Genomic DNA, 25,511 nt, shown 5'->3' on the forward strand with positions numbered 1-25,511 from the left:
AGATAAAAAAACGAAATCTAACAAGGATTTTAACGAGTTTCAAGATTGTTTTTTCTATTATAAATGGGTAAACACATTAAAGATATTGCTCCAAAAATAATAATCATTATTGTTTGTGCAGACCACATAATCCATCCAAAAGCAATGCTAGGTTCTTCTGGAATATTAAAAATTGATAATGCGGCATAAATAACCAACGGATATGAACCAATACCACCATTAGTAGCTGCAATGCTAAAGCTTCCCGCAATAAAGCCCACAAAAACAGCTCCTATTGGCAAATTCCCTAAATCCTCAAAAGCAAAAGATGTCACGTAAAACATAAGTATGTACATAACCCAAATAAATAGTGTATGAAAAATAAACGCCCATTTTTTTTTCATTTTGAAAATGCTAAATATCCCTTCAATTAAACCACTAACAAACGTTTTAATTTTTAAGGCTATTCTTGAATTACTATTCTTAATGAATTTAAAAAACATAAAAATTAAAAAGGCCAATAGGACAAATCCTATTGCGATTTTGGGTAGATTGAATTTTTCAATTAAAAATCCATAAATAAAATCGAACTGTAAAAACAAGGTTATAAATACTACCGAAAACATCATTATTAAATCGGCCATACGCTCTGCAACTATGGTTCCAAATCCTTTTTGAAAAGGAACTTCTTCATAATTTGTTAGTATTGTTGCTCTTGCTATTTCTCCCGCTCTTGGTATGGTATAATTAATTAAATAAGCTGAAAAAATAGCCATCACACTATTTCCAAATCTTATTTTATAACCCATGGGTTCTAGCATAAATAACCAGCGATAAGCTCTTGACAAATGGCTAAGAAATCCAAAAAACATTCCCAAAATTATCCAGCTGTAATCTGCTTTCTTAAAAAAAACAAGTAATTGGCTAAAAGACACTTTATGAAGTGAATACCAAACCAAAAAAACTCCCAATAATAATGGGAGTATGATTTTTAGCGCTTTCAGTATTTTTGGATTCAAAAAAAATCTATTTTAATAAGTTCGTGGCTTCATCTGGAAACACCAACGAAGGCTTAAATACTTTGGCTTCTTCAATATCCATAAAAGCATAAGTAATTAAAATTAAGGTGTCTCCTACTGATACTTTCCTAGCAGCTGCACCATTTAATGTAATTTCGCCCGTATTTCTTGGTCCGGGAATGACATAGGTTTCTAGACGTTCCCCATTGTCATTATTCACAATTTGAACTTTTTCACCTTGAATGATATTGGCTGCATCCATCAAGTCTTCATCAATGGTAACACTACCAATGTAATTGAGTTCTGCACCTGTACATTTCACCCTGTGAATCTTAGATTTTACTACTTGAATTTGCATGTGGCAAAGATAATTAATTTAATGCGATATTGTCAATAAGCCTAATATCATCTGCATATACCGCTATAAATGCTCTATATGTTTTGTTTTTAGATTTCCGTTTTAATGGTTTTAAAGTATCAACTTCAGCAATCGTAAAATATTCTAATTTTAACAATTCATTATTTTTAAACTGATTCTCCACCCATTTAGTTACCCAATTAGCACTTTTTGTGCCAAAAAATGTTTTGGCAGTTTTTAATCTTTTGTAAATGACTGGCGCTACTTTTATATACTCAGGTTTTAGTCGTGTATTTCTTGAACTCATTGCAAGTCCACTAGTTTCGCGATGTATTTTACACCCAATTATATTCACAGGTATATCATATTTTTCAGCGAGCTTTTTAATAATTTGTAATTGCTGAAAATCTTTTTCTCCAAAATAGGCATTATCAGGCTTTATAATTTCAAAAAAACGCTTTACAACGGTAGCCACACCATCAAAATGGCCATGACGAAATTTCCCTTCCATTTCAAATTCTAAGCCATCAAAATCAAAATGCTCAGATGTGGTTTTACCTTCATAGATATCGTCAACAGTAGGTGCATAAACTAAAATGTCTTTAGAAAGTGTTTCTAAAAGCATGATGTCTTCATCTAAAGTTCTTGGATATTTTTCAAGATCTTCGGCATTATTAAACTGTGTTGGGTTTACAAAAATACTTACTATCACAGCATCATTATCTTGAATTGCTTTTTCTATTAATGCCAAATGTCCTTTATGCAATGCCCCCATAGTTGGAACAAAGCCAATAGTTTGCCGTTCTGCTTTATAAGCATCTACAAGAGTATTGATCTCCTTCTTTTCTGAAAAAACTTTCACCTTTTATTATAAAATTAACGCTGGCAAACTTAAGATTTTACAATCAATCTGCATAAATTTTTGTACTTTTGCGTGTTTTTTATTTTGAATTTTCAAAATCAGAACATTTGTGAAACGATTTTATGTTAAGAAAAGCCTATCAATAGTTTCATAAAATCATCAAAAAACGGCAAAAGCAAATATATGAAAGATAAGAGGATATTATATGTATCATCTGAAGTAGTGCCTTATTTACCAGAGACTGAAATTTCTTCAATGTCTTTTGAAGCACCAAGATTGGTGAATCAACAGGGTGGTCAAATCAGGATTTTCATGCCCAGATACGGAAATATTAATGAAAGAAGACATCAACTACACGAAGTTATTAGACTTTCTGGGATAAATTTAGTGATTAATGATTTGGATATGCCTCTTATTATAAAAGTGGCTTCTATTCCAAAAGAACGTATCCAGGTTTATTTTATTGATAATGACGAGTATTTTAAAAGAAAAGCCACACTAACAGATGAAAACGGAGTGTTGTTTCCCGATAATGATGAGCGTGCTATTTTCTTTGCAAAAGGTGTTATTGAGACTGTTAAAAAATTAAATTGGTCTCCAGATGTTATTCATGTACATGGTTGGTTAGCCGCCTTACTTCCTATTTACCTAAAGGAATATTACAAAGACGAACCGTTGTTTAACGAAAGTAAAATTGTTACTTCTGTATACAATCAAAGTTTTAACAATACGTTAAGTAATGATATGTTTAATAAAGTTAAATTTGACAATCTTAATGAAGATTCGATTAAAGTTTTAGAAGAACCATCTTATGTTAATTTAATGAAAATTGCCATTGATTATTCAGATGCTTTAATTGTTGGTTCTGAAGAAATCCCTAAAGATTTAACAACCTACATGAAAGACTCAAATAAACCTGTTTTAGAATACAAAAATAGAGATGATTTTGGTGAAGCTTATACAAAATTTTTTAACACTGAAGTTTTAAGCTAACCAAACATTACTTATATAATTATATGGAAAAGATATTTAAAGCCCTTAATTTTATTGTTGTTAGTCTATTTTTAGCAATCTTTTTTATTGCTTGCGACAATGATTTTAGCACGGTTAAAAGTGATGTTTTAGGAGAAGGCAATGTTAATTTTAATACGGGTAAAGTAAACTTACCCATTATAGCTTATAATAAAAAACTTGATTCTTTACAGATTAATAATTTGTCCTCAAATTTATTAGGCGTTTTTAATGACCCTGTTTACGGACAAACTACAGCGAGCATTATTACTCAAGTCTCACCACCGTCAAATGGGTTTAGCCCCAATTTTGGTAAAAACCCTGTGATAGATTCTGTTGTATTATCCATTCCTTATTACAGCAAAGCTATTATTATAGACTCCACCTATACCATTAAAGATTCGCTATATGGAAGTGAGCCCGTTCATTTATCACTCTATAAAAATAATTACTTTTTAAGAGATTTTAACCCTAATTCTTCAACAAATTCTAGACAAAACTATTATTCTAAAGCAGATGGCTCCATAAATAATACTGAGAATTTTGCTATTACCCAAAATGGTATTATAAATTTTGATTCTTATAAAGGAGAATTATTAAAAGACACTATTTATACACCAAGCAATAAGAGGATAGTTACTGTTACTTTTGATAGTGAGGGCAAAAAAACTAGGGTGAAATCTCCTCCTGCTTTAAGATTTAAAATGGATAAAGATTTTTGGACCACAGCAATATTAGACAAAGAAGGTCAGCCAGAATTAAGCAATGAAAACAATTTCAAAAACTATTTTAGAGGTTTATATTTCAAAGCAGAAGCCAATAATGGGACTGGTAATTTAGTTTTACTAAACATGGCTTCTAGTAGTTCTGCTATAACTATTTACTACTCTTTTGATGCTTCTACATCTGGAGAAAGAACCCAAAACACTTACATTTTAAACTTAGCTAGTACTAGCACCATAAATATTAATAGATTAAATACCTTTATAAACACCTATACACGTCCATTAACTAATGGAAATAAAACAATAGGGGATGAAAAGCTTTATTTAAAAGGTATTGAAGGTTCTATGGCTGTGGTGGATTTATTTGGCGGCATGGTGGATTGCGATGGAGATGGTAACTTAGATATGTCTGCCCTTGATTGTTTTAAAGAAACATATAGAGTTTCAGACGGAAATGGCGGATATAAAAAAGACAGTTCGGGCAATTATATTTTAAAACAATTGATTAATGAAGCCCGATTGGTTATTTATGAAGATCAAACAATGATAAACTCTACGGATCATAAGTATGATAGAATTTATGCTTATGATGTTAAAAATAATATACCAACAGTTGATTATTTAGATTATTATGATCCTACTTTAAATACAACTAACCCATTAGGCTCTAAAATAGTAAGTTTGGGACAGAGAGAGCCTGATTCATTAAAATATAAAATCCGACTGACCCAACATTTAAATAACATTTTAATTAGAGACTCAACCAATACAAAAATTGGGCTGGTTTTATCATCAAATGTAAATCTTACAAATAACTCTGAAATTTTAAATAGTGGAGATACAGTAACTAGTGTTCCTTCTGCTTCGATTATAACTCCTAGAGGGACCATTTTATATGGCACTAATGCAAGTGTTCCTGAAAATAAAAAAATGAAATTAGAACTATTTTTTACTGAGCCTAAATAACTATTTAGCTTTGAACTGAGTCAAAAATTTTTTAGTTCTTTTGTAATTATAAAGTTATTAAAATGGGATTCTGTTTTAATTTCAGTTAGTGATTTATTTTTAATTTATAATCCAAACTAATTATGTGTGGAATTGTTGGATATCTTGGACATAGAGAGGCATACCCAATTATTATTGAAGGTCTTAAACGATTAGAATATCGAGGTTATGATAGTGCTGGAATTGCTCTATTTGATGGTACTAATCTAAATATTTCAAAAACAAAAGGCAAAGTTGCAGACCTTGAAAATTGTGTTGAAAAACAAATTTCAAAAAATGGGAATTTAGGTATAGGTCATACCAGATGGGCCACTCATGGAGTGCCTAATGATGTTAATTCTCACCCACACACTTCAAATTCTGGTAATTTAGCTATCATCCATAATGGAATTATTGAAAATTATGATTCTCTTAAAAAAGAGCTTATTTCTCGTGGCTACTCCTTTAAATCAGATACAGATACTGAGGTTTTAATCAATTTAATAGAAGACGTTAAAAAGAAAGAAGGTTTAAAAATTGGAAAAGCTGTTCAAATTGCTCTCAATCAAGTCGTAGGAGCTTATGCTATAGCTGTTGTTGATAAAAATAGCCCTGAAGAAATCATCATCGCTCGTTTAGGAAGTCCATTAGCTATAGGTATCGGAGATAATGAATTTTTCATTGCTAGCGATGCTTCTCCTTTTATAGAATATACTAAAAATGCCATTTATCTAGAAGATGAAGAAATGGCTATTATTAAAAAAGGTAAAGACATAAAAATTAGAAAAATTAAAGATGATTCATTAGTCGATCCCTACGTTCAACAGCTTCAAATAAATTTAGAGCAAATAGAAAAAAGTGGTTTCGATCACTTCATGCTAAAGGAAATATACGAACAGCCTAAAGCCATAAACGATACTTATAGAGGTAGACTATTAAGAGAAGAAGCTATAATAAAAATGGCTGGTGTTGAAGACAATATGAAAAAATTCCTTAATGCCAATCGTATTATTATAGTAGCCTGTGGGACATCATGGCATGCTGGATTAGTAGCAGAATATATTTTTGAAGATTTAGCTAGAATTCCTGTTGAAGTGGAATATGCTTCTGAGTTTAGATACCGTAACCCAGTAATTACTGAAAAAGATATTGTTATAGCTATCTCACAATCTGGGGAAACCGCGGACACATTGGCCGCGATTAAGCTAGCAAAATCTAGAGGGGCTTTTGTGTTTGGAGTATGCAATGTCGTAGGTTCTTCAATAGCCAGAGAAACAGATGCAGGGGCTTATACCCATGCCGGTCCTGAAATTGGCGTGGCTTCAACCAAAGCTTTTACTACTCAAATTACTGTATTAACACTTATAGCATTGCGTTTGGCAAGAGCTAAAGGCACTATTTCTAGCTCTGATTTTCGTCACTACTTATTAGAATTGGAAATGATTCCTAAAAAAGTCGAAAAAGCTTTACAAGCTGATGCACATATAAAAGAAATAGCCGATATATATAAAAATGTTTCTAATTTCTTATATTTAGGTAGAGGCTATAATTTTCCAGTAGCTCTAGAAGGTGCTCTAAAATTAAAAGAAATTTCATATATTCATGCAGAGGGTTATCCTGCTGCCGAAATGAAGCATGGTCCTATTGCGCTAATAGATGAAAATATGCCCATAGTCGTTATAGCTACAAAAACTGGACATTATGATAAAGTTGTAAGCAATATTCAAGAAATAAAATCTCGCAAAGGTAAAATTATAGGCGTTGTTACAGAAGGCGATATTACCGTTAGAGAACTAGCAGACCATATTATTGAAGTACCTGATACTTTAGAATCGTTATCGCCATTATTAACTACCATTCCACTTCAATTATTATCTTATTATATTGCAGTTATGCTCGGTAAAAATGTAGACCAACCTCGTAATCTGGCAAAATCTGTTACAGTAGAATAAAACCCTTTAAATACTAATTTTAAAAATCCCGTAATTTTAACTCAAATTTTATGGGATTTTATCATTTATTTTACTATATTTTGACAATAAAACAATTAAAAACCTGTTTTTTCTATAAAAATATTATGCGTGCATAATTTTTTTTATATTTTTGTCACTAGAGTGTAAGATAATTTCTTACTTTAATATAAATAAAACCAAACTAAATAAATGAAAACATTTTTATCAATTTTGTCTTTACTTTTCTTTGGATTGTCGTACTCACAAACAATAATTTCAGGAACAGTTATCGATGACAGCAGTCAACCTATTCCTGGAGCAAATATCATTGTGATTGGAACCTCTACTGGAATAACCACAGATTTTGATGGTAAATTTACATTAACTGTTAACCAAATTCCACCTTTTGATTTGCAGGCAAGTAGCGTAGGTTTTGAAACAGTTATAGAACGAATAACCTCAAATAACCAAACTGTTAATTTTATACTTAAAGAAGGTACATCCCTTGACGAGGTCGTCATATCTGCTTCAAGAACCCCTGAACGCATTTTTGAATCTCCGGTTACTGTGGAGCGTATAGGGCTAAAAGAGATTAAAAGCACAGCCTCAGTCGATTTTTATGATGGTTTGGAAAATCTTAAAGGTGTCGATGTAAACACCAACAGTTTAACATTTAAATCTGTGAATACCCGTGGTTTTGCAACATTTGCCAACAACCGTTTTATGCAATTGGTTGATGGCATGGATAACTCTACGCCTGCCTTAAATTTTCCTATAGGAAATTTAGTTGGTATGACCGAAACCGATGTTTTAAGTGTAGAATTGTTACCTGGCGCTTCGTCTGCTTTGTACGGAGCTAATGCTTTTAATGGTATTTTATTTATGCAAAGTAAAAATCCTTTCGATTATCATGGCATTAGTATGTCCGTTAAGAGAGGCATGACATCACAAAAAGCAGCAGGAGATAACCCCTACACAGACATAAGTTTTCGAGCTGCACATAAATTCAGCAATAAATTTGCTGGAAAAGTGAATTTTGGATATTTACAAGGAACTGATTGGGCTGCTAATAGTGAAGTAGATAAAAATATGGTTGGCGGCACTAGAGCAAATAATATCAATTACGACGGTGTCAACGTTTACGGAGATATCGTCTCTACTAATATTAGAGCAGCAGCGGGCGGACTGGGTATTGTACCCAACGTATCTGTAAGTAGAACAGGTTATAACGAAAGTGACTTAACCGATTATAATGCAGAAAGTGTGAAAGCCGATTGGGGCTTATATTACAGACCTTTTGAAAATGATTTCGAGGTATCCTATGTTGGTAAAGTAGGTACAGGATCTACTATTTACCAAGGAACTAACAGATATTATATAGATGGATTTTTCCAAGAACAACATAAAATTGAAATAAAAAACAATAACTTCTTTTTAAGAGGTTATGTCGTTAATGATAAAGCGGGAGACTCTTATGATATGGTGGCTACAGCCATACAAATCAATAGAGCTTGGAAAAGTGATCAACAATGGTTTGGAGATTATATTAACACCTATGTAGGTGCTACTTTAGGTGGTGCAACAGATGCACAAGCACATGCAGCTGCAAGAGCGGCAGCAGAAAATGGACGTTTTGAACCTGGCACTCCAGAATTTAAAGCAGCATTCAATAAAAGTATAAACGACCCTGATATATTAACAGGTTCAAAATTTCAAGATGCTTCAAAGTACTATCATGCAGATGGTAATTATAACTTTAGTCATTTAACCGATATTGCCGATATACAAGTTGGAGGTTCTTATAGAAAATATAGCTTAAACTCCTCTGGAACAATTTATACAGACAAAAATGGAACGATTGATTATTCAGAATTTGGAATCTATACTCAAATTCAAAAAGATTTAGAATTAAATGATGCCTTAGAATTAAAACTTACAGGCTCTATAAGATATGATAAATCGGAATTTTTTGATGGATTCTTATCTCCTAGGATATCTGCTGGTTTAACTGTAAATAAGAATCATAATATTAGGGCTTCAGTCCAAACAGGGTTTAGAAATCCAACAACACAAGATTTATTTATAGGGTTAGATACCGGAGCCTATGTTTTAGTAGGTTCAGCACCAGATAATTTAGACCGTTATTCTAGAACTTATAACGTAAGTGCTTCCGGACAATTATTGGGACAACCTGCAACTATAACCCAAACAGGACGTGCTGGATATATTAATTCCTATACAGCAAGTTCTGCTTTAGCAGCTGCAGCCACAGGGAATCCTGCGGTTTTAGAAGTTGCAAACCCAGATATTGTAAAACCAGAACAAGTTACTTCAGCTGAAGTAGGTTATCGAGGCAAATTTAGCAACCTAGTTATCGACTTTAGTGCCTACTATAATAAATACAAAGATTTTATATCTCAAGGAAGAGTCATTTCTCCTTATTATGGTACGGTAGGAGATAATTCTTTATCGGTTGCAGCCATATCCAATGGGGATTATCAAATTTATGGCACCTATACAAATGCTGAAGCTGATGTAAAATCTTATGGCGCTTCTATAGGATTATCTACTAAAATATTTGGAAATTTCGATTTAAGCGGAAGTTATACTTATGCTAAACTTGATTTCGATCAGGCTAAATACCCAAGTTTTGTTACCAATTTTAATACCCCTGAACATAAATTTAAAGCCTCATTTGGAAATACAGAACTATTTAAAAATTTCGGATTTAATATCTCTTATAGATTCAGTGATGATTACTATTGGGAGGCAACATTTGGTGATGGTGTGGTGCCAGAATATCATGTTGTAGATGCACAAATCAACCTATTAGTGCCTAGCTTAAAATCTATATTTAAAGCAGGTGCCACCAATCTTACTGGCAAAGAATATACCACTGCTTATGGCACAGGTTATATAGGTTCGATGTATTATATATCTTGGACAATTAACAACTTATAAAATGAAAACTAAAATAATGAACACAAAATATATATGGCTGTTAATAATCTTGATTGGTTTTTCAGCTTGTAATGACATTGATGATATAGACAGAATAGACCCTGTTGCTGAATTACCTGAACTTACATCGGGTACTGCTGATTTTTCAAATTATGTAGCTATTGGAGCTTCTTTCACAGCTGGTTTTACAGATAATGCCTTATTTAAAGCTTCTCAAGAAAACTCATTTCCAAACATATTGTCCCAAGAATTTGCCAAAATTGGAGGTGGTAGTTTTGTTCAACCCTTAACAAGTGATAATTACGGTGGCTTAGCAGCTGGAGGAACTAGAATTCCTGGATTTGATCCAAGATTGGTTTTTGGAGGTGCAGGCCCAGTTCCTTTGGAATCTGTAATCGGTCCTGTAACCGTTAGCACAGATATTGCTTTAAATAAGCCAACGGGGCCTTTTAACAATATGGGAGTACCTGGGGCTAAAAGTTACCATTTACTATTTAATGGGTATGGCAATATTGCAAATTTAGCCACTAAAACCGCCAATCCTTATTTTGTTAGAATGGCCTCTAGCTCTTCAGCTACAATGTTAGGAGATGCTATGGCACAGAATCCAACATTTTTCACATTATCAGAAATTGGAGGAAACGATGTTTTAGGGTATGCGTTATCTGGTGGAGATGGCACTAACACCATTACACCAAGCGCTGGTGCTATTGGCGTAGGCTTTGATGCTACTTTTGGGTATTTAGTTACTACCTTAACATCAGGAGGCGCAAAAGGTGTGGTAACCAATGTTCCTTACGTAAAAGACTTGCCTCATTTTACAACCGTTCCTTACAACCCAATTCCATTAGATGCAACAACTGCAGGATTTTTAAATAGCGCTTCTGCTTATGGAGCCTATAACGTAGGAATTGTTCAGGCATTTACCTATTTGGTAGGCAATAATTTAATAAGTCAAGCTGATGCTAATGCAGAAATAGCAAAAAGAACCATAACTTTCACTGCCGGCGCAAACAATGCCGTTGTAATTATGGATGAAGATTTAACCGATTTAACAGGCTTAAATCCAGCATTAGTGAATATGAGACAAGCGACTGCTGAGGATTTATTAGTATTACCCGCATCGTCATTTATAGGTACATTAGCTGTACCTAATAATCCTCAAACTGTAAATGGTGTTGCGATACCTTTAGCTGATAAATGGGTTTTAACTCCGGAAGAACAATTAGAAATTAAAAATGCTACCGATGCCTATAACACCACAATTGCATCGGTTGCAAACTCAAATCCGAATATTGCTTTAGTAGACTTAAATAGTATTCTTCAACAAGCAACGGCTAATGGCGTTGTTTTTGATAACTACATACTTAAAACAAATTTAGTAACTGGTGGAGCAATCGGTTTAGATGGCGTACATCTAACTGCTAGAGGCTATGCTTATTTAGCAAATAAATTTTTAGAAGCCATTGATGCAAAATTTGGTTCAAATTTCATAGCTTCAGGAAATGTTGCAAAAGCTGGTGATTACCCAACAAATTATTCACCTACATTACAATAATTATATTTTAATTTATACTGAAGAAACGCCTCTTTTTTAGAGGTGTTTTTTTATTACAAAAAACTTAAAAACGACTTTACTTTTAAATTAAAAAATATATCTTTGCACGCGAAAACAAAATGCGTTTTCATACAATTAAATCGCATAATATTAAACATATAAGTAATGTCTAAAGTTACAGGTAAAGTTGCACAAATCGTTGGTCCAGTAATAGATGTCGCATTCGAGGCAGGATCTACCCTTCCAAAAATCTATGATTCATTAGAAATTAAAAGACCTGATGGTACTTTATTAGTATTAGAAGTTCAATCTCATATTGGCGAAGATACTGTGCGTACCATCGCGATGGATTCATCAGACGGTTTAAGTAGAGGTACTGAAGTAGTTGCAACAGGAGCTCCCATACAAATGCCAATTGGCGATGACGTTTATGGCCGTTTATTTAACGTAATTGGAGACGCTATTGATGGTCTTGGAGATTTGCCTAAAGCTGGAAAAGCTGGGTTGCCTATTCACCGTCAAGCACCGAAATTTGAAGATTTATCAACTTCTACTGAAGTTTTATTTACAGGTATTAAAGTAATCGATTTGATTGAGCCTTATGCAAAAGGTGGTAAAATTGGTTTGTTTGGTGGTGCAGGTGTAGGTAAAACAGTATTGATTCAAGAGTTGATTAACAATATAGCAAAAGGACATGGTGGACTTTCAGTATTTGCTGGCGTTGGAGAAAGAACCCGTGAAGGAAATGACCTTTTAAGAGAGATGTTAGAATCTGGAATTATTCGTTATGGTGATGATTTTATGCACTCTATGGAAGATGGCGGATGGGATTTATCTAAAGTAGATAAATCTAAAATGAAAGAATCTAAAGCAACTTTCGTATTCGGACAAATGAATGAACCTCCTGGAGCTCGTGCTCGTGTGGCATTATCTGGTTTAACTATTGCTGAATATTTCCGTGATGGTGCTGGAGAAGCTCAAGGAAAAGACGTACTTTTCTTCGTAGATAACATCTTCCGTTTTACACAAGCTGGTTCAGAGGTATCTGCATTATTAGGACGTATGCCTTCTGCGGTAGGTTACCAACCAACATTAGCAACTGAGATGGGTGCGATGCAAGAGCGTATTACTTCCACTAAAAGAGGTTCTATTACATCTGTACAAGCGGTTTATGTACCTGCAGATGATTTAACAGATCCTGCACCTGCAACAACATTTGCTCACTTAGATGCCACTACGGTATTATCTCGTAAAATTGCTGAGTTAGGTATTTATCCTGCTGTAGATCCATTAGATTCTACCTCTAGAATTTTAACTGCTGACATTTTAGGGAAAGATCATTATGCTTGTGCGCAACGCGTAAAAGAGTTGTTACAACGTTACAAAGAATTGCAAGATATTATTGCTATCCTTGGTATGGAGGAACTTTCAGAAGAAGATAAATTAGCTGTATCAAGAGCAAGACGTGTACAACGTTTCTTGTCTCAACCTTTCCATGTTGCTGAGCAATTTACAGGGATTCCTGGGGTATTGGTTGATATTAAAGAAACTATTAAAGGTTTTAACATGATTATGGATGGTGAATTAGATCACTTACCTGAAGCAGCGTTTAACCTGAAAGGTACTATTGAAGAAGCGATTGAAGCTGGAGAAAAAATGCTTGCAGAAGCGTAATTGGTTAATAGGTATTCGTTGTTGATTATTCGTTTTCCAACAACCATACACTACGAACAAACAACTATAAAATATGTATTTAGAAATTGTATCACCAGAAGCAACCTTATTTAGTTCAGAAGTCGATTCTGTGGTTGTCCCTGGGGTTAATGGTGCGTTTGAAATGTTAAAAGATCACGCTGCTATTGTATCTCTTTTAAAAGAGGGTATCATTAAAATTAAAACACATTCCCAAAGTCATTTAGAGTTTGACCATCTTCATGCAGAAGTTGTTCCTCATTTTGATGACAAAAAAGTGTTAACCCTTAAGATTAAGTCAGGTACCGTTGAAATGAAAGATAATAAAGTTATTATTCTAGTAGATTAATCTTTATGTCATTATAATAAAAAAAGGGAAGCAAATGCTTCCCTTTTTTTATACTTATATACTTTGAATTAATTTTTTAAACCAACCTTATGCCCATAAAATGCATAATATAAAATAATAAGATAACATGGTAAAAGAATCCAATACCCAAAGGACGCCGCTTCTGCCGCCGCTGAAACTTCATTAATCCCTTCAATAAGTAAGTTATCTTTCTTATTATCTACTAAAACTCCATATAATGGAGGTATGACAGCACCGCCAGATATTGCCATAATAAGTAATGCTGATGCCGTTTTAGTAAACTTTCCTAAGCCATTTAAAGCTAAAGGCCAAATTGCTGGCCACACTAAAGCATTTGCAATCCCTAAAGCCGCAACAAATAGAACGGATGTAATACCCTCTGCAAAAACAATACAAAACGAAAAAATAATTCCTAAAATAGCACTAACCTTTAATGCAAATGCTTGACTTATATATTTAGGAATTAAAAATACACCCAAAGCATAAGTTAACACCATAGCCATTAACGTAAATAAAGTAAAAAACTTAGCTTGTTCAACAGGAATATCTAAAGCAATACCATAAGATATTATGGTGTCGCCAGCAATCACTTCAACACCCACATATAAAAACAAAGCCAAAACGCCTAACCATAAATGCGGAAACTGAAAAATACTGGTTTTTCCAATTTCTCCTGCTTTTGGTTCTTCTATGGGTGATTCTTCAACATGTGGTAAAGGAGCTTTTCTTATTAAAACCCCCAGAACAAATAGCACCGTAGCCATAACTAAATAAGGAGTTACCACGCTGTCTGCCATGGTGTCCAATAAACGTCCTTTTTCAGCATTATCTACAACATCAAGCTGTTCTTTAATTTTATCGATGCCAGATAATAATAACGCTCCAAAAATAACCGACCCTAATGCGCCTGCCACTTTGTTTGCTATCCCCATAATAGCAATACGCTTTGCTGCGCTTTCAATAGGTCCTAAAATAGTAATATATGGGTTTGAGGCGGTTTGTAACAATGTCATACCAGCACCTTGAACAAAAATACCTGTTAAAAATACCCAATAGGTTCTAGCTTCAGCTGCTGGGATAAAAATTAAAGCTCCTAACGCCATAATTATTAGACCTAAAGACATACTTTTTCTGAAACCTATTTTATTAATGATATAAGACGCTGGAAGCGCCATAACTACAAATGAAATATAAGATGCCGATGCTACTAAATAAGATTGAGCATCTGTTAACTCATTTATTGTTTTCATAAATGGAATTAATGCTCCATTAATCCAGGTTACAAATCCGAAAATAAAAAATAATCCAGCAATGACACTAATGGGAACAAATGCGTTGTTTTTTTGTGTAGGTGTTCGATTTATTTCTGACATACCTTAAACGTTGATTTTTTAAAAATTCAATACACTTTTTTAATCACATTGGTAACAATGCCCCAAATAATAAAATCATTGTCTTTTGTTATTTTTATAATAGGATAGTTGGGATTTTCTGGTTGTAACCAAACCTCATCTTTATCGACTTTTAATCGTTTTACGGTAAATTCTCCATCTAAAAAGCATACGGCAATTTTATTGTTTGCTGGTTCTAAACTTCTATCTATAACCAACAAATCGTTATCATCCAATCCTGCCCCAATCATTGACTGCCCACTTACTCGTGCAAAAAATGTTGCCTCCTTGTTTCTAATAAGCTCTTTATCTAAAGACAACCGTTGTTCTTTAAAATCTTCGGCTGGTGAAGGAAATCCTGCAGAAATACCCGTATCAAAGAAAAAAGCTCCTAAATTATTGGTTTCATCTGGAGTAAAAAATGTTAATGGTTGGGAGTTTCGTAATATCATTTCACTTTAATAATATCATTAATATTGGTTGTATATCTTGGCGATAAGCGTTCTTGACGCATTTTCCAAGTTCGATTTAAATCTTGATTTCCTAGCTTAACCTTATAATCTGCATACTTTTCATTTAAACCATCAATGGCATGCATTAATGGTTTATGTTTTGGGTTTTCGCTTTCAAATAAATCTATTTGATAATTATTAGTAGGCACCAAGCCCATAACAATCACCCCTGTCCGCTTATATTTAATACCTTCTTTAAAAATTGTTGTCACTGCCTGAACTGCTTGTTGACTAATTATTAAACTGGAATCTGTTGGATAAGGTAAGCTTATTATTTTACTTGCTCTATGTTGTTGTACATCTTTTTTATGCCTATCACTACTCAAGGTCACATAAATAACATGGCAGCTAGACTTTTGTTTTCTAAGTTTTTCTGCACAACTGGTTGCAAATGTAGATATGCGTTCTTTAATATTGTCCATATCTGAAAAGGTATATTCAAAACTTCTGGTAGTGGCAATGGCATGCTTATTTTTAACCTCATCGAGTTTTATTTCAGAAATGCCTTCTAAATCTTTTTTAAGTTTCCATTCTGTAATTGAAAATGTTTTACGAACCCAATCATCGGAAAGTTGAATAAAATCGAAGGCCGTTTTACAATTTTTTGCTTTCAACCGTTTTTGCAACCCCCAACCAATACCCCAAACGTTTTCGATTTTAGTCCATTTTAAGGCTTTAATTCGCTTTTCCTCCGTATCAATTACATAAACGCCTTTTGTTTGTTCTGGAAATTTTCTAGCAATTTTATTGGCAACTTTACTTAACGCCTTTGTTGGCGCAATGCCCACACAAGTTGGTATGCCTGTCCATTTTAAAATACGTTGCCTTATTTGATGTCCATATTCATCAAAATCATAATTTTTAAAACCTTTAAATCCCAAAAAAGCTTCGTCTATGCTATAGATTTCAACATCTGGTGTAAATTGTTCTAAAATTTTCATCACACGACTACTCATATCTCCATATAATGGATAATTTGAGGAGAGTATATGTATGTTTTTTTCTTTGCAGAAGGCTTCCCATTTAAAAATAGGGGCGCCCATAGGCAGTTCTAGCTTTTTGGCTTCATCACTTCGCGAAATAACACATCCATCATTATTACTTAAAATAGCAATGGGTTTATGGCGTAAATTAGGATTAAAAACGCGTTCGCAAGACGCATAAAAATTGTTACAATCTACTAAGGCATACATACAAGTAAATATACGAGAAACAACCTTTAAAATGGAATAAGATAGCTAAAGAAGTTTTTTAAAAAGGAAGTAGCTGTCCGCTCTTCACAATGGAATGACCTGTGCGCTTATAAGAAACCTTTTTACCATTAGCACAAAAATTGTATAATCCTTTAGATTTTTCTTCCGAAACCGATAATAATATGATATCTCCAACTTCACATTTATTGTCTTTAGCCACTTTCTTTTTTATGTCATCTATTGTTGCACGTCCTCTTTTTAACTGGGCTTGAATATTATTATCCAACGCTGGCTCTACAAAATCTTGACTTAAATTACACGCATTACTTTCAGAAGGCTTTAATGTCTCGCTCATAACATTCTTACTTCCCACAGAAGTCTCAGCATCTATATATTCCCAAGTATAATCGGCCTTTAATAAAACACGTCTGCCATCATCTGTTTTTACAATATAATTATTTTGTGAAAAACCAATAAAGGAGATAAAAAACAACAAGATTAAAAAAGAAGTTTTCATAAGCAATAGAAATTAGACTTTTGATTCTTCCAAAAATACATTTTTTAATGAGAAAAGATGACACTAATCTTTAACTACTTAAAATAAAAATAGAATTAACCATTTAGAACCAAATCATAAGCCATTCTTAATTTCTTTACAATAACCTCAATTTCTTCTTCATTTAAATCTCCAAAACCGAAACGGATAGAACAGGTGTTTTTGTCTTGGTAAAGAATTGTTTTTGGGAGAAATAAATCATTTTTATAAGCGTGCTCCGCTAACTTAATCAACGATATTTTTGGATCAAAGCGTATCCATAATGCCAAACCTCCCGAAGGTTTTTCCCAAATCAGGTGTGCCTTAAAATTTTTCGAAAGACATTCGCATAAAAAGTCCCGTCGCTGCTTATAAATTATGATGTTTTTCTTGATTAATCGATGTATTTCCCCTTCATAAATAAGCTCAGACAACATTTGTTCTTGAATTAAGTCCCCTTGCCTATCTAATATTTTTAAATAGTTTTTTGCTTCTGAGATTAAATTCTCGGGGGCAATCACAAACCCTGTTTGAAAACTTGGAAACAAGGATTGCCCTAATTTCCCTAAATAGATAATAATGCCATGGGCATCGGAACTCGCCATAGGTAGCATGGCAGAGCCATCAAACTGAAAATCGTAATCGTAGTCGTCTTCAATAATGGCAAATTGATAGTCTTTAGCGAGTTGCATTAATTGTAAGCGTCGTTCGGCACTAAGCGTTCTGGTGGTTGGGTAATGCCTATGTGCACACACATACATACAGCGAATGGAATATTTTATAAAATGCTTTCTAATATAGTCTACATCTATACCATCGTCGTCTATTGGGATGGTTTTAATAATAGCTCCTGCTTGTTGAAAAATCATATTGGCAGCATAGTTACTTAAATGTCCAACCAACACTATATCGTTAGGCTGTAATAATACTTGAGACACAATATACAAACTCATTTCTGTACTTCTTGTACTCATTAAGTTATGAGACTTGATATGAAATCCACGCGTGGCATTTAAATAATTACATAATTGAATTTCGAAAGCAGAATAAGAAGATAATACTGCTTGATTCCATTTTGGAATTAATGATTTTCGCTTCATAGAAGCACTGTACCATTTCGAAAATTGGTGGGTAGGATGCAATCTCAAATCTGGTTGTCCATCACTTATACTGTATTTATTTTGATTCTGTTCGCTAGTAGATGCTAAATTAAAAGAAGGCTGAAAGGGGAAACCTGTGGTTGTGGAATATGTATGTACTTGGTCAATACGCTGCGAAGTCGCTTTAATTGCTGCCGTTTTTTGCTCTGGAACTAAAATACAAGTTCCCTTATTTGGTATTATCTCTACCCACCCTTGCGACGCTAGTTCATCGTAAATTGCGACAACCGTATTCCTATTAATATTAAATAATTGACTAAAAACGCGGGTACCAGGTAACCAAGTCCCTTCCGTTAAATAACCACGTTGAATAGCGTTAATAATTTGTTGCGCAGCTTGAATATATATAGCTGTGGCATTCGATTTTTCTAAATAAATTACTTGCTTTAAAAGCTTATCAACCGGACTATTCATTATTTTAAAACTGGACTATTTAACTAGTCCAGAAAGTTACGAATTTTGTATCGTCTAAATAGACTTAATACTTAATTATGAAAAATAACTATGTTTTAGCCATATCTCTATTAGTTTCTATAATTGTAAACGCTCAAAACGAGCAAGTCATACAACAGGATACGATGGCACTAGGAGAAGTTACAGTCACTTCCTCACGAATAAACTTACCCTTTAAAGAAAACTCTAGAACGATCACTATCATTTCTTCTGAAAATATAAAACAAAGTGCAGCCACCAATCTTGCCGACTTATTACAACAAGAAGCTGGCATTGATATAAGACGAAGAGGAACCGCCGGTATGCAAGCCGATTTATATATTCGTGGTGGTAGTTTCGACCAAACCTTATTGCTTATTGATGGAATAAAAATGGATGATGCACAAACAGGACACCATACCATGAATGCCGCCCTACCCATGGAGGTTATAGAACGTATAGAAATTATAAAAGGCCCCGCAGCTAGGGTTTTTGGTCAAAATGCCTTTACGGGTGCTATTAATATTGTTACAAAAAAAACAACAGAAAATGGATTGTCTATAAATTTAGAAACAGGCTCTTATAATCAGCTAAATGGTTCTTTAACCGCAACATCAAATCTTGAAAATTCTTCACATATTGTACATTTAAGTCGATTAACATCAGATGGATATCGTTATAACACCGATTATGATAATAGTAATTATTTTATTAAAAGCATCTTCAATAAAAAAGCACAAGCCATTGAAATGATTACTAATTTTTCTGAACGTAAATTTGGTGCCAATGGATTTTATTCCAGTCCAACGGCCATTAATCAATATGAAGAAACCCAAAATAGTTTAATAGGTTTTTCAACGCAGTTTTTTTCTGAAAAATGGCAGATTAAACCTCGTGCCTACTGGAAACGCAATCAAGACGACTATGTTTTTGTTCGTCAAGATCCATCTATTTATAGAAACTTACATATTACCGATAAAATAGGCACCGAGATGAATGCATCTTACACATCAAGTCTTGGAGTTACGGGTTTTGGTATCGATATGTCTAAAATATATTTACGTAGTAATAATTTAGGGAATAGAAATCGTTTTATGACAACCTTATTTGTAGAACATCAATTTAAACTAGCCAATAATCAATTGGATATTACTCCTGGAGTAGCTGCTACTTATTTTTCAGATTTTAAATTTCATGCCTTTCCAGGAATTGATATAGGTTATCGTTTGAATGATAATTTAAAAGCCTACGGAAACATGGGTTACACCTATAGAATACCTACATATACCGATTTATATTATACAGATCCAACCACCAATGGAAACGAAAATTTAAAACCAGAAGAAGCTCTATCTGAAGAAATTGGGATTAAATATTTTACGCCAACATTTACAGTATCAGCAGCTCTTTTTAATAGAGATGCCCGTAAATTAATAGATTATGTAAAAGACAACGCCCCAGATAAATGGGACGCTACCAATATTAGAGATTTAAATACTAAAGGTTTAGAAATTAATACGGCATACTACTTTAGTATAAACACATTCCGCCAAAATCTTTCTTTAGGTTATACTTTTTTGGAAGATGAAGTTAAAGCTCTTAACGTCAACTTTTCCAGATACGCCATAAACTCATTAAAACACCAATTTACCAGCCGTTTAAGCACGCAATTATTTAAAAACATAAGTCAAAATATCGTTTATAAATATGCCGAAAGAACGACAGGCGACAGCTATAATGTATGGGATGCCTCTATAATGTTAAACATAAAACAGTTTGAAATAACTGCCACTGCTAGCAATATTTTTAATGCGGAATATTACGAAACCAATTTAGTGCCCATGCCTAAAGGGAATATACTTTTTGGACTAAGGTATAACTTTAATTAAAACAACAATCTTTCATTACTATTTTAAGATACAACTATTTTAAAAAGATTAAATTTTACTTATACTAAAATTTAATCTTTTTTCTTTTTGTAACAAATAGATATTTTTAGATACTTATCAAGTTACAAACTAAGATAGATTGAATATTAAAAAAAACAATATTTAACACATCGAAACAAGAGTAAATTTTATGATTTTACTTTCAAAACAATGTTGTAAAATCATAAAAAGGTTTTATATTTCATAAATATTTCAATTATGACAGAATGGTTTTTTAATTTAGAAATATTCCCAAGAATTTATTGGGGTATAGCTTTAATTGCATCATTAATATTTGTCATCATCATGATTCTCACTTTTATTGGTGGTGGTGATGACGGACTAGATACAGATGCAGAAATAGAATCAGATACCGGAATAGGCTTTCAGTTTATAACCTTCAAAAACCTAGTTGGATTCTTTACTATATTTGGATGGAGCGGTATTGCTTGTATAGATTCTAATCTTTCAAAACCAGCAACAGTTATTATTTCTTTTATTTGTGGTTTAGTGATGATGGGAGTTATGGCTGCTATGTTTTTCTATATGCGTAAACTTAACGATAGTGGCACATTAGTTTTTAAAAATGCTATCGGAGCTGTTGGTGAAGTTTATTTAACCATTGGGGCAAATCGATCATCAATAGGAAAAGTACACGTAAAAATACAAGGAGCTTTACGAGAATTAGAAGCTCTTACAGATTCTGAGATTAATCTAAAATCAAGTTCTGTTATAAAAGTAAAAGACGTTACTGAAAACGGAATATTAATTGTTGAACAACTTAACAAATGACCATGCTATTATTAATAACACAAGACGCTTTTAATTTCGGACTACCAGTAACTATTATTGCTGCCGTCCTATTTGTATTCGTATTTTTTATTGTCCTCGTAAGACGCTATAAACGATGTCCTTCAGACAGAATATTGGTTGTTTACGGTAAAGTTGGCGGAGGTCAATCTGCAAAATGCATTCATGGTGGAGCTGCCTTTATTGTTCCTGTTATTCAAGATTATCAGTTTTTAGATTTAACGCCTATTTCAATAGAAGTTAATTTAGTGAATGCATTAAGTAAGCAAAACATCCGTGTTAATGTACCGTCTCGTTTCACCATCGGTGTTTCTACAGAACCTGGTATCATGCAAAATGCTGCTGAAAGGCTACTAGGCTTAGGTCAGAACGAAATTCAAGATTTAGCTCAAGAAATTATTTTTGGTCAATTACGTTTGGTAGTAGCCTCTATGGATATTGAAGAAATCAATTCTGATAGAGATAAATTTTTAACTAATATTTCTGAAAGTGTAGAATCTGAACTTAAAAAAGTAGGTTTAAAACTCATCAACGTTAATATTACGGATATCGTTGACGAATCTGGGTACATTCAAGCATTAGGAAAAGAAGCTGCTGCCCATGCTATAAATGCCGCTAGAAAATCGGTTGCCGAAAAAAACAGAGATGGTTCTATTGGAGAAGCCAATGCGGTACAAGACGAAAGAACCCAAGTTGCTGCCGCTAATGCACAAGCTGTTGAAGGCGAGAATACAGCTAAAATTGCTGTAGCAAATTCCGATTCTTTACGTCGTCAGAGAGAAGCAGAAGCTGAGCGTGTAGCAATTGCTTCTGAAAAAGTTCAATCTGCCAAAGCTCTTGAAGAATCTTATGCAGCAGAACAACAAGCTGAAACAGCCAGAGCAAATAGAGAACGTTCATCTCAAATGGCAGACATTATTGTACCTGCTGAAATTGATAAAAGAAAAGTGGAGATTGATGCAGAAGCTGAAGCAGAACGTATAAGAAGACGCGCAAAAGGGGAAGCTGATGCCATTTTATTAAAAGCTCAAGCCGAAGCACAAGGATTATATGAAGTATTAACCAAACAAGCCGCTGGTTTAGACCAAATTGTAAAAGCTGCTGGAAATAATTCTAAAGATGCGGTGTTATTGTTAATTGCTGATAAATTACCAGAATTAGTCAAAATGCAATCTGAGGCTATTAAGAATATAAAAATTGACAAAGTAACTGTTTGGGAAAATGGAAGCAATGCAGATGGCAAATCATCTACAGCTAATTTTCTTTCAGGAATGTATAAATCGGTGCCACCTTTACAAGAAATGTTTAATATGGCGGGAATGGAATTGCCAGAATATTTAAAGGGAAAAGATGTTGAAGACATTAAACCAAAAAAAACTGATAATCTAGAAAACTAGAAATAAAGAATCCGCATAGTAGCGGATTCTTTATTTTAAACCATACTTGTATTAAAAAAAGCTACTGAAATATTCCCAATCCAAACCTTAAATTACAGTTTTTAATTTCATAACGTTTTCTTAACTTTGACTCATTAAATTTTCAAGCTTTGTCATTAAACTTACAAGACATTCCTCGAGTAAAAACCATTACCAAAGAGGATTTTTTAAAGCTTTATTTTAAACCACAAAAACCCGTGGTTATTGAGCATTTTATCGACCATTGGCCCGCCTATAGTACATGGAATCTAGATTATATGAAAGCTGTTGGTGGTAATCTAACCGTGCCACTTTATGATGATAGACCAGTTGATTATAAAGATGGTTTTAATGAGCCCCATGCTAAGATGAAATTGGGTGAGTATATAGACTTATTAAAACGAGAGCCTACAAAGTATCGTATTTTTTTATGGAATGCTATTAAGGAAATTCCAAAATTGCAACAAGATTTTTCGTTTCCAGATTTTGGATTAAAACTGATGAAAGGCATCCCTATGTTGTTTTTTGGTGGACAAGATTCATACACCTTTATGCACTATGATATTGATTTGGCTAACATTTTTCATTTTCACTTTGAAGGGAAAAAACAAATTATTTTGTTTGACCAAAAACAAAACAAATTTCTCTATAAAATTCCACACTCATTAATTACTCGTGAGGATATTGATTTTGCAAATCCCGATTTTGAAAAATGGCCTATGCTTAAAAATGCCCGAGGTTATAAAACGGAACTTAATCATGGTGAAGTATTATATATGCCAGAAGGCTATTGGCACTACATGCGTTATTTAACACCAGGATTTTCTATGAGCTTACGTGCCATAGCCAGAAATCCTATTAATTTTAGCAAAGCCGTTTACAATTTAATTATCATGCGTAATTTTGATAATATCATGCGCCGCCTAAAAGGGCAAAAATGGATCGATTGGAAAAACGAACAAGCGATTATAAGAACGCATAAAAAAAATAAGAAGGCTGCTTAATTTAAAATTTACTTGATTAATTCGTTGGCTCTATCATAGACTAAATACGATTCCCAACCAAGGCGTAAAAAATAATCTATAAACTTTCTTTTTTTCTTTAGTTTGTCGGGTTCTTTAATAGATAAAGCTTTTTTATCAGTTAAGTCATTAAAAACTTTCATATACTCCTTATCAGATATTGCTTCGATTGCTCGATTTATATTAGCTTTACTGACACCTTTTTGCTTGAGTTGATAGGTTAAACGGCTTTTTCCCCATTTCTTGATATTAAATTTACCACTCACATACGCTTTTGCAAAACGTTCTTCGTTAAGAAAATTATGCTCTAAAAGATGAATAATAATCATATCGACAGCTTCGGGTATCATGTTCATAGTTTCCAATTTTTGCCTTACCTCTTGATGGCTTCGTTCTTGGTATGCACAATAAGCTTCGAGCTTTTTGGTAGCTTCTTGTAGTGTATATGTTTTTTTTGGTTGCTGCATAGAATATCAAAAATAACAATAAGAGTAACAAAACTTATAAAAACACACATCTTTTGAGTTTAAAAATGTATTCGTCTGAAAAAAACTGATTTTTATATCAAACTAGTGTCTAATTAAAAACTTGGGTGAAAACTTGTAACGACTTTGGTGGTTTAAAATTTCCTAAATGCAACTCAAAATAAAGCAATAACATATTTAAAAATGACTGTCTTTGTTTTGAGCTTATCTTTATTTCAGATAAATCATCAAAACTGGCAACCAACAACGCTTTTAAAAGTGACAAATCTTCCTCCGAAATAGAATATTTGCTAGAAGGTTTCAATTCAAATTTCCCGTCTTGGAGATTAAAATAGTCAAATTCTAAATTGTGAACTTCGGGATAGAATCCCAAATATTTTGTGAACTTTAATAAAAAAAACAAGTGAAAATTGGCTTGATCAACATGGGAATCAAACCATAATAGCGTGGTTTCCAAATAACTGAAAAGCGTGTCGTTTTGTTCTTCTTCTTTCAATGTACTGGATAATACTTCTGCTAAAAACATGACAACCGTGCTTTTTAAAACATTGGTATGTAAACTGCTATACAAATGATTTAATTTAACTTCTTTTATAGTATGTAGAGAACGATTCGCTTTGTAATCTATAACTATGGTCAATTGAGAAAGCAATTGAAAATAGGCTGTTTGGACTGCTCCTCTTTTACTTTTTAAAACACCTCTTAATAAAAAGCTGAGTGTACCAAGGTGTTGTGTATAGCATTTTACAATAAGATCGTTATCATTATATTTTAATTTAGAAAGCACAATGGCATTTGTAGAAATTAACATTTAGCAACCTTTAATTTTACCACTTTTGTTTCGAAGGTATTTAAATCTGACAACAAAGCTAAATGAATTCCTGAACTTACCGTTCCAATCCATTTGTTATTAGAACCATCATAGATTATTTGCTTAAAAAGAAGCCCTTGAGCCATATCATCTTCAGAAATAGCAATCTCGTTAATTGTAAGCACATTTTGATCCTTATCAAATACTTTTTTCATCAAACCATTTTCATATAAACATACGCTATTTTTATACAATCAAATATATTTATATATAACGAATTTGCTTCAAAAAAATATACTATAAACGAAAAAGCTCCCCAATTTATAGGAAGCTTTTTGCAAATAAT

General features: G+C 33.2%; 22 protein-coding genes. 11 read left to right on the forward strand and 11 right to left on the reverse strand.

Annotated features, from left to right (window positions below; translation table 11 throughout):
* Window positions 1-29 precede the first annotated feature (29 nt).
* Genes DKT72_RS05820 through panC form a run of 3 tightly spaced genes read right to left on the reverse strand, consistent with a single transcriptional unit; the run spans window position 30 to window position 2,218 of the window.
* Window positions 30-998, reverse strand: coding sequence for a lysylphosphatidylglycerol synthase transmembrane domain-containing protein (locus DKT72_RS05820; protein ID WP_111307786.1), 969 nt, complete (start codon window positions 996-998; stop codon window positions 30-32).
* A 7-nt stretch (window positions 999-1,005) separates the two neighbouring features.
* On the reverse strand, window positions 1,006-1,356 hold the full coding sequence (gene panD, locus DKT72_RS05825; protein ID WP_111307787.1) for an aspartate 1-decarboxylase: 351 nt from the start codon (window positions 1,354-1,356) through the stop codon (window positions 1,006-1,008).
* A 13-nt stretch (window positions 1,357-1,369) separates the two neighbouring features.
* Window positions 1,370-2,218, reverse strand: coding sequence for a pantoate--beta-alanine ligase (gene panC, locus DKT72_RS05830; protein WP_111307788.1), 849 nt, complete (start codon window positions 2,216-2,218; stop codon window positions 1,370-1,372).
* 183 nt (window positions 2,219-2,401) lie between these two features.
* On the opposite strand from panC, the gene DKT72_RS05835 reads away from it, so the two are divergent.
* The 7 genes from DKT72_RS05835 (at window position 2,402) to DKT72_RS05865 (ending at window position 13,450) form a co-directional block, all read left to right on the forward strand.
* Entirely contained in the window at window positions 2,402-3,211 is an 810-nt protein-coding gene (locus DKT72_RS05835; RefSeq protein ID WP_111307789.1) for a glycogen/starch synthase, read from the forward strand.
* 23 nt (window positions 3,212-3,234) lie between these two features.
* A complete protein-coding gene (gene bamH / locus DKT72_RS05840) occupies window positions 3,235-4,920 on the forward strand; it encodes a BamH family beta-barrel-assembly machinery protein (protein WP_111307790.1) in 1,686 nt (561 codons plus the stop codon).
* A 122-nt stretch (window positions 4,921-5,042) separates the two neighbouring features.
* Window positions 5,043-6,890, forward strand: a complete 1,848-nt coding sequence (gene glmS / locus DKT72_RS05845) for a glutamine--fructose-6-phosphate transaminase (isomerizing) (RefSeq protein WP_111307791.1) — start codon at window positions 5,043-5,045, stop codon at window positions 6,888-6,890.
* A gap of 210 nt (window positions 6,891-7,100) precedes the next feature.
* A complete protein-coding gene (locus DKT72_RS05850) occupies window positions 7,101-9,851 on the forward strand; it encodes a TonB-dependent receptor (RefSeq protein WP_111307792.1) in 2,751 nt (916 codons plus the stop codon).
* Between the two features lies 1 nt (window position 9,852).
* Window positions 9,853-11,409, forward strand: coding sequence for an SGNH/GDSL hydrolase family protein (locus DKT72_RS05855; protein ID WP_235841624.1), 1,557 nt, complete (start codon window positions 9,853-9,855; stop codon window positions 11,407-11,409).
* A gap of 165 nt (window positions 11,410-11,574) precedes the next feature.
* A complete protein-coding gene (atpD, locus tag DKT72_RS05860) occupies window positions 11,575-13,083 on the forward strand; it encodes a F0F1 ATP synthase subunit beta (protein WP_111307793.1) in 1,509 nt (502 codons plus the stop codon).
* 73 nt (window positions 13,084-13,156) lie between these two features.
* Entirely contained in the window at window positions 13,157-13,450 is a 294-nt protein-coding gene (locus DKT72_RS05865) for a F0F1 ATP synthase subunit delta/epsilon (RefSeq protein ID WP_111307794.1), read from the forward strand.
* A gap of 68 nt (window positions 13,451-13,518) precedes the next feature.
* Here the strand turns inward: DKT72_RS05865 and DKT72_RS05870 are convergent, their stop codons facing one another.
* From DKT72_RS05870 to DKT72_RS05890, 5 genes are all read right to left on the reverse strand, one after another.
* Window positions 13,519-14,844 carry a sugar MFS transporter gene (locus DKT72_RS05870; protein ID WP_111307795.1) on the reverse strand — a complete coding sequence of 442 codons (1,326 nt, stop codon included), beginning with the start codon at window positions 14,842-14,844 and terminating at the stop codon, window positions 13,519-13,521.
* Between the two features lie 26 nt (window positions 14,845-14,870).
* On the reverse strand, window positions 14,871-15,314 hold the full coding sequence (locus DKT72_RS05875; RefSeq protein ID WP_111307796.1) for a LexA family protein: 444 nt from the start codon (window positions 15,312-15,314) through the stop codon (window positions 14,871-14,873).
* Window positions 15,311-16,567 carry a Y-family DNA polymerase gene (locus tag DKT72_RS05880; RefSeq protein ID WP_111307797.1) on the reverse strand — a complete coding sequence of 419 codons (1,257 nt, stop codon included), beginning with the start codon at window positions 16,565-16,567 and terminating at the stop codon, window positions 15,311-15,313. Before DKT72_RS05880 ends, DKT72_RS05875 begins: the two co-directional genes overlap by 4 nt.
* A 58-nt stretch (window positions 16,568-16,625) precedes the next feature.
* Entirely contained in the window at window positions 16,626-17,084 is a 459-nt protein-coding gene (locus tag DKT72_RS05885) for a DUF3157 family protein (RefSeq protein ID WP_111307798.1), read from the reverse strand.
* 95 nt (window positions 17,085-17,179) lie between these two features.
* Window positions 17,180-18,676, reverse strand: coding sequence for an aminotransferase-like domain-containing protein (locus tag DKT72_RS05890; protein ID WP_220628087.1), 1,497 nt, complete (start codon window positions 18,674-18,676; stop codon window positions 17,180-17,182).
* A 77-nt stretch (window positions 18,677-18,753) separates the two neighbouring features.
* Between DKT72_RS05890 and DKT72_RS05895 the strand changes: the two genes are divergently transcribed.
* From DKT72_RS05895 to DKT72_RS05910, 4 genes are all read left to right on the forward strand, one after another.
* On the forward strand, window positions 18,754-20,583 hold the full coding sequence (locus tag DKT72_RS05895) for a TonB-dependent receptor plug domain-containing protein (RefSeq protein ID WP_111307800.1): 1,830 nt from the start codon (window positions 18,754-18,756) through the stop codon (window positions 20,581-20,583).
* A gap of 258 nt (window positions 20,584-20,841) precedes the next feature.
* Window positions 20,842-21,414 (forward strand): hypothetical protein, encoded by a 573-nt coding sequence (locus DKT72_RS05900; RefSeq protein ID WP_111307801.1) that lies wholly within the window; start codon window positions 20,842-20,844, stop codon window positions 21,412-21,414.
* A gap of 2 nt (window positions 21,415-21,416) precedes the next feature.
* A complete protein-coding gene (locus DKT72_RS05905) occupies window positions 21,417-22,829 on the forward strand; it encodes a flotillin family protein (protein ID WP_111307866.1) in 1,413 nt (470 codons plus the stop codon).
* Between the two features lie 149 nt (window positions 22,830-22,978).
* Window positions 22,979-23,851 (forward strand): cupin-like domain-containing protein, encoded by an 873-nt coding sequence (locus DKT72_RS05910; protein ID WP_111307802.1) that lies wholly within the window; start codon window positions 22,979-22,981, stop codon window positions 23,849-23,851.
* An 8-nt stretch (window positions 23,852-23,859) separates the two neighbouring features.
* Here DKT72_RS05910 and DKT72_RS05915 read toward each other — a convergent pair whose 3' ends face one another.
* The 3 genes from DKT72_RS05915 to DKT72_RS05925 form a co-directional block, all read right to left on the reverse strand.
* Window positions 23,860-24,336 carry a regulatory protein RecX gene (locus tag DKT72_RS05915; protein ID WP_111307803.1) on the reverse strand — a complete coding sequence of 159 codons (477 nt, stop codon included), beginning with the start codon at window positions 24,334-24,336 and terminating at the stop codon, window positions 23,860-23,862.
* 109 nt (window positions 24,337-24,445) lie between these two features.
* Window positions 24,446-25,165 (reverse strand): DNA repair protein RecO, encoded by a 720-nt coding sequence (recO, locus tag DKT72_RS05920; protein ID WP_111307804.1) that lies wholly within the window; start codon window positions 25,163-25,165, stop codon window positions 24,446-24,448.
* Window positions 25,159-25,380 carry a hypothetical protein gene (locus tag DKT72_RS05925; RefSeq protein WP_111307805.1) on the reverse strand — a complete coding sequence of 74 codons (222 nt, stop codon included), beginning with the start codon at window positions 25,378-25,380 and terminating at the stop codon, window positions 25,159-25,161. The genes recO and DKT72_RS05925 overlap by 7 nt, the downstream gene beginning before the upstream one ends.
* Between the last annotated feature and the right edge of the window lie 131 nt (window positions 25,381-25,511).

It is taken from the genome of Confluentibacter sediminis (genome assembly GCF_003258355.1).
Taxonomy (GTDB): domain Bacteria; phylum Bacteroidota; class Bacteroidia; order Flavobacteriales; family Flavobacteriaceae; genus Confluentibacter; species Confluentibacter sediminis.

What these genes read in the sequence shown, in the direction of transcription:
- panD (WP_111307787.1), bottom strand. Translation starts at nt 1,356, where the DNA reads ATGCAAATTCAAGTAGTAAAATCTAAGATTCACAGGGTGAAATGTACA.
- DKT72_RS05835 (WP_111307789.1), top strand. Translation starts at nt 2,402, where the DNA reads ATGAAAGATAAGAGGATATTATATGTATCATCTGAAGTAGTGCCTTAT.
- bamH (WP_111307790.1), top strand. Translation starts at nt 3,235, where the DNA reads ATGGAAAAGATATTTAAAGCCCTTAATTTTATTGTTGTTAGTCTATTT.
- glmS (WP_111307791.1), top strand. Translation starts at nt 5,043, where the DNA reads ATGTGTGGAATTGTTGGATATCTTGGACATAGAGAGGCATACCCAATT.
- DKT72_RS05850 (WP_111307792.1), top strand. Translation starts at nt 7,101, where the DNA reads ATGAAAACATTTTTATCAATTTTGTCTTTACTTTTCTTTGGATTGTCG.
- DKT72_RS05855 (WP_235841624.1), top strand. Translation starts at nt 9,853, where the DNA reads ATGAAAACTAAAATAATGAACACAAAATATATATGGCTGTTAATAATC.
- atpD (WP_111307793.1), top strand. Translation starts at nt 11,575, where the DNA reads ATGTCTAAAGTTACAGGTAAAGTTGCACAAATCGTTGGTCCAGTAATA.
- DKT72_RS05865 (WP_111307794.1), top strand. Translation starts at nt 13,157, where the DNA reads ATGTATTTAGAAATTGTATCACCAGAAGCAACCTTATTTAGTTCAGAA.
- DKT72_RS05870 (WP_111307795.1), bottom strand. Translation starts at nt 14,844, where the DNA reads ATGTCAGAAATAAATCGAACACCTACACAAAAAAACAACGCATTTGTT.
- DKT72_RS05875 (WP_111307796.1), bottom strand. Translation starts at nt 15,314, where the DNA reads ATGATATTACGAAACTCCCAACCATTAACATTTTTTACTCCAGATGAA.
- DKT72_RS05880 (WP_111307797.1), bottom strand. Translation starts at nt 16,567, where the DNA reads ATGTATGCCTTAGTAGATTGTAACAATTTTTATGCGTCTTGCGAACGC.
- DKT72_RS05885 (WP_111307798.1), bottom strand. Translation starts at nt 17,084, where the DNA reads ATGAAAACTTCTTTTTTAATCTTGTTGTTTTTTATCTCCTTTATTGGT.
- DKT72_RS05890 (WP_220628087.1), bottom strand. Translation starts at nt 18,676, where the DNA reads ATGAATAGTCCGGTTGATAAGCTTTTAAAGCAAGTAATTTATTTAGAA.
- DKT72_RS05895 (WP_111307800.1), top strand. Translation starts at nt 18,754, where the DNA reads ATGAAAAATAACTATGTTTTAGCCATATCTCTATTAGTTTCTATAATT.
- DKT72_RS05900 (WP_111307801.1), top strand. Translation starts at nt 20,842, where the DNA reads ATGACAGAATGGTTTTTTAATTTAGAAATATTCCCAAGAATTTATTGG.
- DKT72_RS05905 (WP_111307866.1), top strand. Translation starts at nt 21,417, where the DNA reads ATGCTATTATTAATAACACAAGACGCTTTTAATTTCGGACTACCAGTA.
- DKT72_RS05915 (WP_111307803.1), bottom strand. Translation starts at nt 24,336, where the DNA reads ATGCAGCAACCAAAAAAAACATATACACTACAAGAAGCTACCAAAAAG.
- recO (WP_111307804.1), bottom strand. Translation starts at nt 25,165, where the DNA reads ATGTTAATTTCTACAAATGCCATTGTGCTTTCTAAATTAAAATATAAT.
- DKT72_RS05925 (WP_111307805.1), bottom strand. Translation starts at nt 25,380, where the DNA reads ATGAAAAAAGTATTTGATAAGGATCAAAATGTGCTTACAATTAACGAG.